Origin of the sequence: Nostoc sp. DedQUE04 (assembly GCF_034530995.1) — a bacterium.
Classification (GTDB): Bacteria; Cyanobacteriota; Cyanobacteriia; order Cyanobacteriales; family Nostocaceae; genus Nostoc.
The window spans coordinates 96,174-108,747 of record NZ_JAVRCA010000010.1 but is presented as its reverse complement, the minus strand read 5'-3'; the positions used below and the strand labels follow the sequence as shown (position 1 = coordinate 108,747).

The 12,574-nt window shown below is 42.2% G+C and carries 10 protein-coding genes and 1 pseudogene; 7 read left to right on the top strand and 4 right to left on the bottom strand.

All coding sequences use genetic code 11. The features are described from left to right. Nucleotides 1-756: 756 nt before the first annotated feature. The 4 genes from RM049_RS09570 (at nucleotide 757) to RM049_RS09555 (ending at nucleotide 3,025) form a co-directional block, all read left to right on the top strand. Nucleotides 757-1,224 carry a DUF4870 domain-containing protein gene (locus tag RM049_RS09570; protein ID WP_322699116.1) on the top strand — a complete coding sequence of 156 codons (468 nt, stop codon included), beginning with the start codon at nucleotides 757-759 and terminating at the stop codon, nucleotides 1,222-1,224. 169 nt (nucleotides 1,225-1,393) lie between these two features. Then, nucleotides 1,394-2,491, top strand: coding sequence for a Gfo/Idh/MocA family oxidoreductase (locus tag RM049_RS09565; protein ID WP_322704002.1), 1,098 nt, complete (start codon nucleotides 1,394-1,396; stop codon nucleotides 2,489-2,491). A 7-nt stretch (nucleotides 2,492-2,498) separates the two neighbouring features. Then, the gene (locus RM049_RS09560; protein WP_322672473.1) at nucleotides 2,499-2,744 is read left to right on the top strand and encodes an HNH endonuclease; all 246 of its coding nucleotides are present in this window, start codon (nucleotides 2,499-2,501) and stop codon (nucleotides 2,742-2,744) included. Nucleotides 2,745-2,779: 35 nt separating this feature from the next. Beyond that, complete coding sequence (locus tag RM049_RS09555; protein ID WP_322672474.1) at nucleotides 2,780-3,025, top strand: hypothetical protein; 246 nt, start codon at nucleotides 2,780-2,782, stop codon at nucleotides 3,023-3,025. A gap of 70 nt (nucleotides 3,026-3,095) precedes the next feature. On the opposite strand, the gene RM049_RS09550 is transcribed toward RM049_RS09555, so the two are convergent. Next, nucleotides 3,096-5,837, bottom strand: coding sequence for a DUF3536 domain-containing protein (locus RM049_RS09550; RefSeq protein ID WP_322704001.1), 2,742 nt, complete (start codon nucleotides 5,835-5,837; stop codon nucleotides 3,096-3,098). Nucleotides 5,838-6,369: 532 nt separating this feature from the next. On the opposite strand from RM049_RS09550, the gene cax reads away from it, so the two are divergent. Continuing rightward, a complete protein-coding gene (cax, locus tag RM049_RS09545) occupies nucleotides 6,370-7,461 on the top strand; it encodes a calcium/proton exchanger (protein WP_322704000.1) in 1,092 nt (363 codons plus the stop codon). 305 nt (nucleotides 7,462-7,766) lie between these two features. Next, nucleotides 7,767-8,903, top strand: coding sequence for a serine/threonine-protein kinase (locus RM049_RS09540; RefSeq protein WP_322703999.1), 1,137 nt, complete (start codon nucleotides 7,767-7,769; stop codon nucleotides 8,901-8,903). A gap of 426 nt (nucleotides 8,904-9,329) precedes the next feature. On the opposite strand, the pseudogene gndA reads toward RM049_RS09540, so the two are convergent. After that, nucleotides 9,330-10,751: pseudogene (gene gndA, locus RM049_RS09535) on the bottom strand (NADP-dependent phosphogluconate dehydrogenase); the annotation flags it as partial. 215 nt (nucleotides 10,752-10,966) lie between these two features. Here gndA and RM049_RS09530 point away from each other — a divergent pair. Continuing rightward, entirely contained in the window at nucleotides 10,967-11,704 is a 738-nt protein-coding gene (locus tag RM049_RS09530; protein ID WP_322672478.1) for a Ycf66 family protein, read from the top strand. Nucleotides 11,705-11,759: 55 nt separating this feature from the next. On the opposite strand, the gene RM049_RS09525 is transcribed toward RM049_RS09530, so the two are convergent. Beyond that, the gene (locus tag RM049_RS09525; RefSeq protein ID WP_322672479.1) at nucleotides 11,760-12,179 is read right to left on the bottom strand and encodes a hypothetical protein; all 420 of its coding nucleotides are present in this window, start codon (nucleotides 12,177-12,179) and stop codon (nucleotides 11,760-11,762) included. Next, nucleotides 12,172-12,390 carry a hypothetical protein gene (locus RM049_RS09520; protein WP_322672480.1) on the bottom strand — a complete coding sequence of 73 codons (219 nt, stop codon included), beginning with the start codon at nucleotides 12,388-12,390 and terminating at the stop codon, nucleotides 12,172-12,174. The genes RM049_RS09525 and RM049_RS09520 overlap by 8 nt, the downstream gene beginning before the upstream one ends. Nucleotides 12,391-12,574 lie beyond the last annotated feature (184 nt).

The window sequence follows — 12,574 nt, the reverse complement described above, 5'->3', positions numbered from 1 at the left end:
AGGAAAAGTAGGATAGATATACAAATTCAAGCAAACTCATCTGATATAACTTATACGTTAAGTCATACATCCTCCTGAACGCGATCGCAAACAGATTTATTGGATTCATCCTTTATTTAGAAAAACCTTGCTATTAGGTATCCCAAAAGACAGTTGCTATTTTCGCCAGTACTGAATGTAAACTTTCAGATTATTTTCAGATTGCGATCGCGTTGATGAAATTCTCAAAGGTTTTACGTCAAAAAGCTACGCCAAGTCCATCTTTAGCAGTGCGATCTGCGAAACTTTATGCCAAAAGAGGGAAGCAAAAAGCCCAAAAACCTCTCTTATCTGCATCTCTGCGATCTCAATGATAAGTTTTTAAGCGGACACGGTATCAACTAGCTACGCCTACGCAGGTATACTTAAAAGTTGTGAATTATACCACAATCTGAACCAAACAGTTGTGTTTGCTACTTCGAGTTGCTTAACCTAACTATGATAGAAGTTGCACTATAGGACTCATATTTGATTTCTGAAAAAACTCAGTACACCTTTATTCCTATCTTCCCAGTCCCCAGTCCCTAGTCCCCGATCCTTACGAGTAATCAGGAATCAAATAGGATTGCTATATTACCAGGAGAAAACATAACCTGGCAAATAAAACCTCTTTTCGTCAATTATGACCGAGAAATACTCAGATTTTAACTTTGGTGGCTTTTTTATAGATAATTATAGTGGGGAATTATCAGCTAAATCCACTACCAATAAAAAGCCATGAAAGAAAAACCTAAACAACAAATCCGTATATGGGCGATGTTGTGTCATCTCTCGGCTTTGCTAGGGTGGATATTATTGGGTTTTTTGGTATTTATTGGCATTCCTTTATATATACCTTTAAATATTTTGCCTCCATTCATAATTTGGCACTTTAAAAAATCTCAATATCCTTGGATTGATTTACAAGGTAAGGAATCCTTAAATTTTCAAATTTCTTTAACTTTTTATACTTTTATTGCGATTGCAATATCCTTAATTTTAGTAGTAACTAGCTTGAGTCTAGCAGTGACTACTAATGGTTCAATTAATCAAATAAAAAATACTTTAGATAATTTATTAATTATACTTATGTTATTAATTTTATTCAAACTGTTACTACAATCCTTTGTAGTGACTTTTGCTGCTGTTAAAGCTTACAATGGCGAGCATTATCGTTACCCCTTTACAATTAGAGTTTTACGATAAGCCTATCTGATAGTATACTAGATTCAAAAGAGCGATCGCTAGATGTTATCAACTCAATAGCAACCGCAAAGCAGGAGGAAAATATTGCCGATAAACTTTGATATAACTACATATTAGAGATAAATTATAAGTAAATAATAAGTTGCATAAATATGAGGATAAAAATTAGATGATTGGAGTTGCGATCGCAGGCACTGGATTTGGTCAAAAAGTCCATATACCCGGATTCCAAGCACATTCTCGGACTGAGGTAGTTGCTGTTTATCACCGCGATATAAATAAAGCTAAAGCCATAGCAGAATCCCATAATATTCGTCACGCTTCCGACTCACTTGCAGATATTGTGGCATTACCAGAAGTGCAAGCTGTCAGTATTTCGACACCGCCTTTTTTGCATTATGAAATGGCAAAAACTGTACTGCAAGCTGGCAAACATTTATTACTAGAAAAACCAACAGCTTTAAATGCATTTGAAGCGAAAGAACTTTATCAGTTAGCTAAAGCAAAAAGTATCATTGCAACTGTAGACTTTGAATTTCGCTTTGTACCAGCATGGCAATTGTTTGCAGAATTATTGTCAGAAAAATATGTAGGTGAGTTACGTCTCATTAAAATTGATTGGTTAGGTTCTTCTCGTGCTGATGTTTCACGCCCTTGGAATTGGTATTCTGAGAAAGAGAAAGGAGGCGGTGCATTGGGATCTTTGGGTTCTCACGCCTTCGATTATATTCACTGGTTATTCGGGCCAGTGCGTAGATTAAACGCTCATTTAACTACTGCTATTCCTACAAGAGTTGATCCGATTAGCGGGGAATCTAAAGCAGTGAATACAGATGATAACTGTATATTAACGCTGGAATTAGCCAATGGTACACCTTGCCAACTTTCTATCAGTGCGGTTGTTCATGCAGCAAGAACGCATTGGGTAGAAGTATATGGCGATCGCGGTACATTAATTGTAGGCAGTGAAAATCAAAAAGATTATATACATGGTTTTCGTGTTTGGGGTTCCCAGCCAGGTAAATCTCTAACAGAAATAGAAATACCGAATCGGTTAATTTTTCCCAAAAATTATGCTGATGGCCGGATTTCGGCATTTATCCGCGTAGTAGACCAATGGGTGCAAGGAATTGACCGCAATCAGGAAATTACACCATCACTACGCGAAGGAATTTATTCTCAGCTGTTGATGAATTTGTCTCATGAATCGCATCAAAAAGCAAGTTGGGTAGACGTACCCAGCTTGGAAAGATTTCTGAGTAACTAGGAAGAACATGAGTAAAACTCCCCGCATTCGTATCCCACCGGAAGTAAAAAAATACGTTTTACAACGCGACCAATACCAGTGTCAAAGCTGCGGTAAAACTACTATAGAAACTCACCTCAGCATCGACCATATCATTCCCCTCGTCCGTGGAGGTCAAAATGATATTAGCAATTTACAAACTCTCTGTCTTACCTGCAATCAGCAGAAAACAGATAATATTGACCCCCGCTTCCGGCGATATTTTCAGCTTTAGGCTACAATAGTACGGGCTATTCGTTTCTTATTTCTATGCCTGAAAATCACAATAGCAATTCTCGAAGATTCCCCAATATTAAAACTACAATTCTTTACCTCTTCACCTTCATGACTGTTTTAGTAATAGCCTTTCCCTGGCTATATGAGGTTAAAACTAAAGCTGGGATCAATATATCACGTAGCCGCCACGCAGGAACCTTTTTTGAGAAACATACCTTCGGACTTTTTAGGTGTGAGTGGCTTTATCCCTACCATTGCGATCGCTCTCACGTTAGGTAAAGCAAATTAAAAAGAGAAGGGGAAATTTTCCCCTTCTCTATGCGTGAGATTTTACCGTGCGTCCCTACATCTATTTCAACTGATTTGAGATCGAGCTAACATCAACGGCTAATTTTTTACCCAACTTGAGCAACTGAAGACACTGATTATCTGCTTCATTACCAAGGCCAGTTATACACACTGGTGCTATCTGACTTTGCAGACAACTAAAGTATAGTTCCTGCGATCGCTGTAGGGAAATATGAATATTTAGTTGATCCCCGACATCAATCAATCGCTCCAATAGTTGGATATCTGCATTAAAGCTATCATTGGCATCGTGCAACAATTGCCAGAGCGATCGCGCAATTAACTGTTCTAACATTTGCTTCCCGTCGGGAATATTCAGCCGACAACGCAGATGTTTTGCTTCAGTAGCGATCGCCTCTAATTCTAAGATGTGATTCCAACTTTTTTGGGGATCGGCAATCTCTTGCTCAAGCGATCGTAATGTCATCAGACAGCGATGCCCTAAAGCAATATCTGCTGCCACCTGCAATTCTTGCGGTACTGCGATTTCATCACGATGAAACGCCATCAGCACACCGTAATTATCACGGTAGGCTTGAGTATATAACTGTCCTAAACGTGCCAGTGTTTCCTGACTCAACAGCCGCATAATCCGGTGGCGTTCTTCAGCAAATAGATTTTGCAAGTTAAAAGCTTCTTTTCCAAATAGCTGTGTCATCGCCAAGATCGTATGAGCCGCACTAGCTTGTTTTAGCGCCCCAAACAGCTTTTCTTTTAATTTGCTATAGTCACGCCGCCCAGTAAATTGTTGAATACCACAGTGGAAATCCCAGCCTCCCAAATGTAGGACTGCAAATACCAAATGCTCACTTTCCCAAGTAATCTCTGATACTAGCTTTAAATTTCCCACAGCCAGAGTTAGCGATCCCATACGTTGCAGTTGGTAATCTAGCTCATTGGCAGCATAGCAATAAACCCGCTTCTGGTAACGCTGAGACTGTTTGTCAGCAGCATCTTTTCTCGGTAGAGAATTATGTGTTTCTGCTGGTTTCTGATTGGTAAACAGGGAAGTAATGGCGTAATGGGCTGCAACTTGCTTAAAGCCAAGTTGGGCAGTTAACACTAGTTGCCGATAAATTTCTGCACCGTGTTTGAACTGATCCACATTACTGGGGGCTAAACCTAGATGTTTGACGAAGCCTTTTTCTAGCTGCACGCCAGCCACTTCCCCTGCCAATTCCAAAGCACGGGCGGCATAGCGCAGAATTTGTGTCCCTTCTGGACGGGAAATTTCTTCAAAAAACCAGCCACAACTAGTGAACATCAACAAAGCATGACGCTGCATTTCTAACAAGCGCAAAGCGTCTACTTGTTCGGCTGCGGTTAGTTTGTGAGTTTGATGACGGGCGAGAAAACGGTTGACATTGCCAGCAGAGCGATCGCGTATTACTTGGATATATTCATCTCGCGCTAGCCAGGGATCGCGAAATAACTGTCTACCATGTTCTGCATACACTTCAGTTAGCCGATCCCGCAGCCAATTTAGAGCATCCCGCAGTGGACGACGCCATTTCTGATGCCAAACTGAGCCTTCCCCACCGCAACCACAGTCATCCTCCCATCTGCCGACACCGTGGGCGCAACTCCAGGCTGTGACTGACTTTAATTCCACTTCCCAACTGGGAGAATTTAAGCTCAGGTAGTGGGCGAAGTTCGTCACCGTCCAACCCTGTTGAGGAAAGTCTTTGGTAAAGGCGTAGGCTAAAGTTTTCTCAGTTCCCTTTTTGTGATGTCCGAAGGTTTCTCCATCTGTCGCCACAGAAATCAACTGTGCCAGACGATGATCCCCACGTACTGCCGAACCAATACGTCCGGCAAAGTGACTGGAATTATAAACCACATCACTAAAACCCATATCCCGCGATATCGGCCCGTCGTAAAAGAAGATATCAATGTAGGGTAATTCTTCTGTACTACTATCGTTGGGGCTAGTGGCGATCGCCTCCGGCGGGGCGTAGCCCATCGCACTCAGAGGTGAAGATGAAGTGTCTAGTGTGGGCTTCAAATAACAACGGTAGGGACGGGTGGAATCAATCTGACTACCGCCGACTTCGATCCATTCAGGATGGGGACGATCTGGAGTCGGGAGGGGACGGCAACGCAGCGCTTGAGATGGTGCCAGGACAATGAAGCGAATACCTTCAGCAACAAGAGCTTCTAGGGTGGCGTAGTCTACAGCCGTTTCTGCTAACCACATCCCTTCGGGATCGCGGCCAAAGCGGGAGCGGAAGTCTTCTTTACCCCAGCGAATTTGGGTATATTTGTCGCGCTCGTTCGCCAGAGGCATGATGATGTGATTGTATACTTGCGCGATCGCATTCCCGTGACCATGCAAGCGTTGGCTACTCTTGGCATCCGCCTCTAAAATGCGCTGATAAACCTCCACATCGTAGCGTTCTAGCCACGACATCAGCGTTGGGCCAATATTAAAACTGAAATACTCGTAATTATTGACGATCCCCACCACTTCACCTTGGTCATTTAAGACTCTGGCAAAGGCGTTTGGACGATAGCATTCCCAATGAATCCGCTCATTCCAATCATGGAAAGGTGCAGCGCTCGGTTGGCGTTCAATTGCGTCCAGATAAGGGTTTTCCCTTGGTGGCTGGTAAAAATGACCATGCACCGTCACATAAACACCATTAGCCTTTCTCAGGGGATCGGTTTCGTGAGCGTTTTTGGGATCTGAATGTAATGTTAACGTTGAGCCAGAGCTAGCTGGCATTTCAGCAGCAGAAGTCATGTATATTTATCCAAAACAAAAAACTTACAGTTGCACCGAAAACATTGTGCGTAAACCTTTCTCCAATGGTTTGAGCGCAAAATCCGGTATAAACAACAACTATGAAATCTAACTAAATTTTTGACAAATCTTCCTCATTGTAGTGGCAAATCTGCGTTATCGCACAGCCCTTTCCCTAAAGGCTTAAATGTAATTAGCCATTGAACAAAGACTCAGTTAGGGGTTTCCTCGTTAGTAGCGCCAATTAAAATTTTAATTGTCTTTTAATATATTAAACCCCATTTTTGGTGTAATATTTTGGCTCAAATTCATAGTTTTGCAACAAAAGATTACGAAAACTCATTATATCGCAATTTTGCTTTACACAACATCTGCAACGGTGAACGGAAAACAGTACAATTTCTGAATTGCTCTACAGGCGGTTGAGAGTATCCTATGGGAGTGCTGAATGAAAGTGATTGTTAATTCAACACTCCAAATTTGAAACTTAGGATTGCTCGCTGTGAATGATACCCTCAACTTAAGACAACAAATGTCAACCAAAAACATTATTCTTTTCGCTTTACTTCTGTTTATCCCAGTTTCCTTAGCAGCCCACTTTCTGGAGTGGGGAGAATTGGCAGTTTTCATTACAGCCGGATTAGCCATTCTGCCCTTAGCAGCTTGGATGGGTACAGCGACAGAAGAAATTGCTGTCGTAGTTGGGCCATCGCTGGGGGGCTTGTTAAACGCCACCTTTGGCAATGCTACAGAATTAATCATTGCCCTAGTAGCGTTGAACGCTGGGTTAATAGATGTAGTCAAAGCTAGTATCACGGGATCGATTATTAGCAACTTACTACTAGTGATGGGTTTTTCCATGCTTTTGGGAGGACTGCGCTACAAAGAACAGACATTTCAGCCAATTGTGGCGCGGGTGAATGCTGCCTCAATGAATTTGGCAGTGATTGCGATTTTGATGCCAACAGCAATGAACTATACTTCTCAAGGAATCAACGAACAAACATTGCAAAATCTTTCTATTGCTGTTGCCGTAGTTTTAATCTTGGTTTACGCCCTAACGCTGCTATTTTCGATGAAAACCCACTCCTATTTGTATGATGTGGGTGTAGCGGAGACAGAAGAAGAGGAAACCCCTCACGCGAAACCAAATATGATGTTGTGGGTTGGCGTGCTGCTAGTATGTACCTTACTAGTAGCACTTGAGTCAGAAATGTTGGTCGATTCTCTAGAAGTGGCTACATCTCAGCTAGGTTTAACGGCGCTGTTTACAGGGGTGATATTAGTTCCCATCGTCGGTAACGCGGCTGAACACGCTACAGCAGTCACCGTGGCGATGAAAGACAAGATGGATCTTTCTCTTTCGGTAGCTGTGGGATCGAGTATGCAGATTGCCTTATTTGTTGCACCCGTGTTAGTTATAGCAGGGCGGGTATTGGGGCAACCAATGGATTTGGATTTCAAACCCTTTGAATTAGTCGCTGTAGTTGTGTCAGTGTTGATTGCCAACAGTATTAGTTCCGACGGAAAGTCTAATTGGCTGGAAGGCACTTTGTTATTAGCTGCTTATACAGTGTTGGGGTTCGCCTTTTACTTCCATCCAGTTATGGAAGGTATGGGGTAGTTAGCAGGGCGGAAGTTAGAAAGAGGAAAAGGGGCAGGGGGCAGGGAGCAGGGGGAAACCCTATAAATAAATTTACTTTCTCTGTACCTTTTTATTTCTCCTAAAAAGTTCGTAGTAAGGAATTTAGTGCTTATCTTCTAAGCACGCTTTGTGCTTAGTACAAACCCTCAAAACGAGCTTATTGTACTAGTTAGTAGTGCGACGCCGAATAGCCCGTCGTAGAGATCGCTCATATTTTAACGGATTCGCAAAAGTCTCCACCCTTAACGCCAGTAAAATAAAGAGATATAAGAGCGATCGCCTGTATGAGCTACTGCCTTAACCCTCATTGTCCTAAGCCTGAAAATCCCAATCATGTCAATTTTTGCGTGACTTGCGGTACCAAGTTACTCCTCAAAGAACGTTATCGTGCTATCAAACCAATCGGACAAGGTGGTTTTGGCAAAACTTTCTTAGCTATGGATGAGGATAAACCCTCAAAACCACGCTGCGTAATTAAGCAATTTTATCCTCAATCTCAAGGCACTAGCACTCTGGCAAAAGCCGTAGAGTTATTTAATCAAGAAGCGGTGCAGTTAGATGAATTGGGCAAACATCCCCAAATTCCCGAACTACTGGCATATTTTACCCAAGAAGCTCGGCAGTATCTTGTACAAGAATTTATCGACGGGCAAAACTTAGCTCAGGAATTGGCACATAGAGGTGCTTTTAGTGAAATAGAAATTTGGCAACTATTAAACGATTTATTATCAGTTTTACAATTTTGTCACGCCAAACACGTAATTCACCGCGATATTAAACCAGAAAATATTATTTTACGCGAGAGCGATCGCAAACTAGTATTAGTAGATTTTGGTGCTGCTAAATCTGCCACTGGCGCTGCTTTAAATAAAACTGGTACTACTATTGGTAGTCCAGAATATGTTGCCCCGGAACAAATGAGAGGTAGGGCTATTTTTGCTAGTGATATTTATAGTTTAGGTGCGACTTGTATTAATTTATTAACAGCGCGATCGCCCTTCGATTCTTATGATACCAGCAACGATACTTGGGTTTGGCAGCAATATTTACAAACTCCCGTCAGTAATCAGTTGAGTCGCATTCTCAACAAGATGCTAGAAAGTATTCCAATTCGGCGTTATCAAACAGTAGATGAAGTTCTCAAAGACTTAAATCAACAGCCACAAGTAGCAGCACCAGCGATTGCACCAAAGCCTATCTCTCAATCACCACCAAATTCTCCACCCGCTTTTTTATCGAAATCTCCTAGTCAACTTGAGAAAGAATTAGAAGAAATGAAAACCCAATTTATGGGTAGTAGTAAACCTCAACCAAATAAAATACAGCCACCAAACCCGACACCTCAGCCTTCTAGTAAAAGCAAAATAGATGAAGAATTAGAAGAATTAAAAATCAAATATCTTGGTAATAATAACTCTTAATATTAAGGTAGTGAAAAAGACATAAGCTGTTATACATCTAAGAAAGCACATTTAGGCAGCAGAGAGGCAGAGGAACAAGAGAGAAAGATTGATGCCTTTTCTCTAAAATGAAAAATATGCAAGTTAATTAGACCTCTTGCATAAATCAAAAATAAAGAACCCCACCCCGCATTTGAGTAAGACAAACACTCCCCTCCTCGCAAGCAAAGAGGGATTGGGGGTGGGGTGTTAAGGACTTTTGCAAGAGGTCTAATGTGTATTAGCTTAACAATTAACAGTGATAACTGAACAAAAAAAGTGGCTCTTTACAGAGCCACTTTAAAATTTACAATTTAAAACTCTCTAAACTTTTGGAGAAGTTGTAGGTGTTGTAGGTGTAGTTGGTTCTGAAGTTTGCAGTTCTCTTGGTGTGGAAGTTTGCACTGATGCTTCAGAAATCGGTGTCCATTCGGTGTGGAAAGCTCCGGGCTTATCAAGTCGCTCGTAGGTGTGCGCCCCGAAGTAGTCGCGTTGAGCTTGAGTGAGGTTTTGGGGCAAGCGATCGCGTCGATAGCTGTCAAAATAATCTAATGACGCACTGAATGCTGGCACTGGAATTCCCAGTTTTGCTGCTGTTGCCAACACTTCCCGCCAAGCTGTTTGTCTGTCGAGAATCGTCTGCTTGAATTCCGGGGCTAATAGCAGGTTAGGTGGCGCTGGATTTTCGTTAAATGCCTTCTTAATCTTATTCAAAAATCCAGCACGAATAATACAGCCACCCTTCCAAATCCGTGCCATTTCACCTAAATTCAAGTTAAAATTATAGGTTTTTGAAGCTGTAGCTAGCAGTGCCATGCCCTGAGCGTAAGAACAGATTTTCGAGCAATACAGGGCATCTCGCACCATGTTGATAAAGGCTTTGGTATCTCCCTCATACTTGCCAGAAGGCCCTGTAAGTATCTTGGATGCTGCTACCCGTTCTTTTTTGAAGGAAGACATGATCCGGGCGTTCACCGCTGCAATGATTGTTGGTACAGAAACACCCAAATCCATTGCAGTTTGCACTGTCCAGCGTCCGGTTCCCTTTTGCCCTGCGGCATCAACAATCAAATCGACTAAGGGTAGATTTGTTTCTGGATCAATGTAGGGGAAAATCTTTGCCGTAATTTCAATCAAAAACGAATTGAGTTCGTCGGTAGTGTTCCATTCGGTAAAAACTTCGTGTAGCTGATTATGGTCTAGTCCAGCAACATTTTTCAGCAAGTCGTAGGCTTCAGCAATCAGCTGCATATCGCCATACTCAATGCCGTTGTGTACCATTTTGACGTAGTGACCGGCGCCACCAGGACCACAATAGGTTACGCAAGGACCATCGTCAACTTGGGCAGCAATTTTATTAAAAATTGGCGATAGATACTCGTAGGAGCTTTCTGTACCTCCTGGCATGAGTGAAGGCCCATTTAGCGCACCTTCTTCACCACCGCTGACACCCATCCCGATAAACCGAAGTCCAGCCGGTTCTAGTTCCTGAGTGCGTCGTTCCGTATCTTCAAACCAAGAGTTGCCACCGTCGATAATGATATCGCCTTCGTCTAACAAGGGTTTGAGTTGAGCAATCACCGCATCCACTGGCTTACCAGCTTGCACCATCACTAGAATTTTGCGGGGACGTTCCAATAAGGCAACGAATTCTTCTAGAGTAAAGGCGGCTTTGACGTTCCGTCCTGGCGCACGCTGCGCCATAAACGCATCCGTTTTTTCTCGGGAGCGGTTGTAAACTGCAATTGGGAAGCCATTGCGCTCTACGTTTAGAGCGATGTTCTCACCCATAACGGCTAATCCAATCACACCAAAGCTTTGTAGTGTCATAAAAAATTTCTGGCTAACTCTTGCAGATCCTTTTACTTTAAGGGTAGTCCGATATTTTCCCTTCTCTCCTAAAGAAGACCTTAAGACTTGAATAAATGACAAAAATCCACAACTAACAGGGATAATTAATTTTAAATTGTATCTAAATCAACAATTGACTGGCAAAATTTGCAAAATTGAAATAATTAAAGGACGTAGTAAGGAGTAACCAAATAATGCTGGCATATGTCCTAGCTTTGGTGGTCGGTCTTGGTAGTTTAGCCATTTACATAGCAGCTTTCTTTTTCCCAGAAATCCACCGCAAGAATGACTTTATCTGGAGTGGTGTAGGATTATTCTACGCCTTAGTCTTATGGGTGTTTGCACCACGCATTACTGGGGGTTTGTTGCTCGGTCATGTGGCTAGTGTGGCTCTTTTGGTCTGGTTTGGCTGGCAAACTCTATCATTACGTCGGCAATTGACCCCGCAGGTACAACAAACCCAAGTACCCAGTGCTGAGACAGTAAAAACTGGCATTCAGGAACAGGTGAATAAGTTGTCGCTTCAGGAACGGCTGGGCCAGTTGCAAAAAGGTCTGGGTAACACTTTCAGTGGCGCGAAAGACAAGGTGCAGCAGACTGTGAGTAAAAAGACACCCACAACCCCTAAACCTGAAGATATTATCTCTGTAATGTCAGAGAAACCTGCTGTTGAGATTATCGACAAAACTATTGTCATACCAGAACAACCAGCAGAGGAGACAGTTACTACCGACACCGAAGCAAAAACCGAGAGTGTACCGGAAGCGATTCCCCCACATCCCCCATCTCCTGAATTGGTGGAAGCAGCGCAACCAGATTTTGAAATTGAGGATAAGCAACCGATTCCTGTAGAAGAAATTGCGCCGGATGCGGTACTCGCTCCCCCAGCAGAAACGCCACCGGAAGCAACACCGCCGAATCAAGGTAGTTGAATGCTGTGAAACCCAACATTAACCTAATATATGATGTTGGGTTTCACTATTTCCATCAGACTATTTTAGAGCTAATTTCAAACGCTAATTCAGAACGATAGAAGCACACATCAAACGCTAAAAAGAAATTCATGTGTCCTAAAATCAATGGGGCATTTCTATCTTTTGTCCAAGCAAAAGCTAACTCTACTGTCGGAAATTGTTCAACATTCGCCATCAACACCAATGCCCTCGCCTCAAACCTAGCCAGATTACCACCCAATGGAACGGAGAGTCTTTGACGTTCCCAAACTGCTCCCAGCCTTAACCCGATTTCGTAGGGCAATACGTTGACAGTAGAGCCAGTATCTAGCAAGCCTGATACACTTACTGAACGATTTTCATAAGTAAGAATTAGAGGTAGATAAGGCAACGTACTTAATGCACCAAGTTCTGGATTTACCTCAGTAAATGCAAATCTAACTTTATCAACCATGTGTTGCCGCTTTTTCTTCTGCTAATGCCTTCGCTAAAACAGCAGCAGCTTCAAAAGAATCATATAAGCCAAGACTAGCTATTTTGTCTTGAGCATCCAATGGGACTAAACTTGATTCCTTTAACAATTCGGTTGCCAGTAAATGCATTAGTAAAAGTTTATCAGTGTGGGATAATTCTTTAAGTAGCGGTATAAGTTCGGTAAGAAGCATAAGTTAAGGCTTTAATGAATTTAGATAATTAGATAAATTTTAGAGCATAGTTTGGGGAATGCTTGCAAGATACTGTTCTAATTCTGGTGGCAAGTTCAGGGTTAAGGTCATAAGTCTCTTTTGAGTGACATCATACATTTATTCAAGAAAAGATTGAAAAAAACAGAAAAATATTTTGGGATGA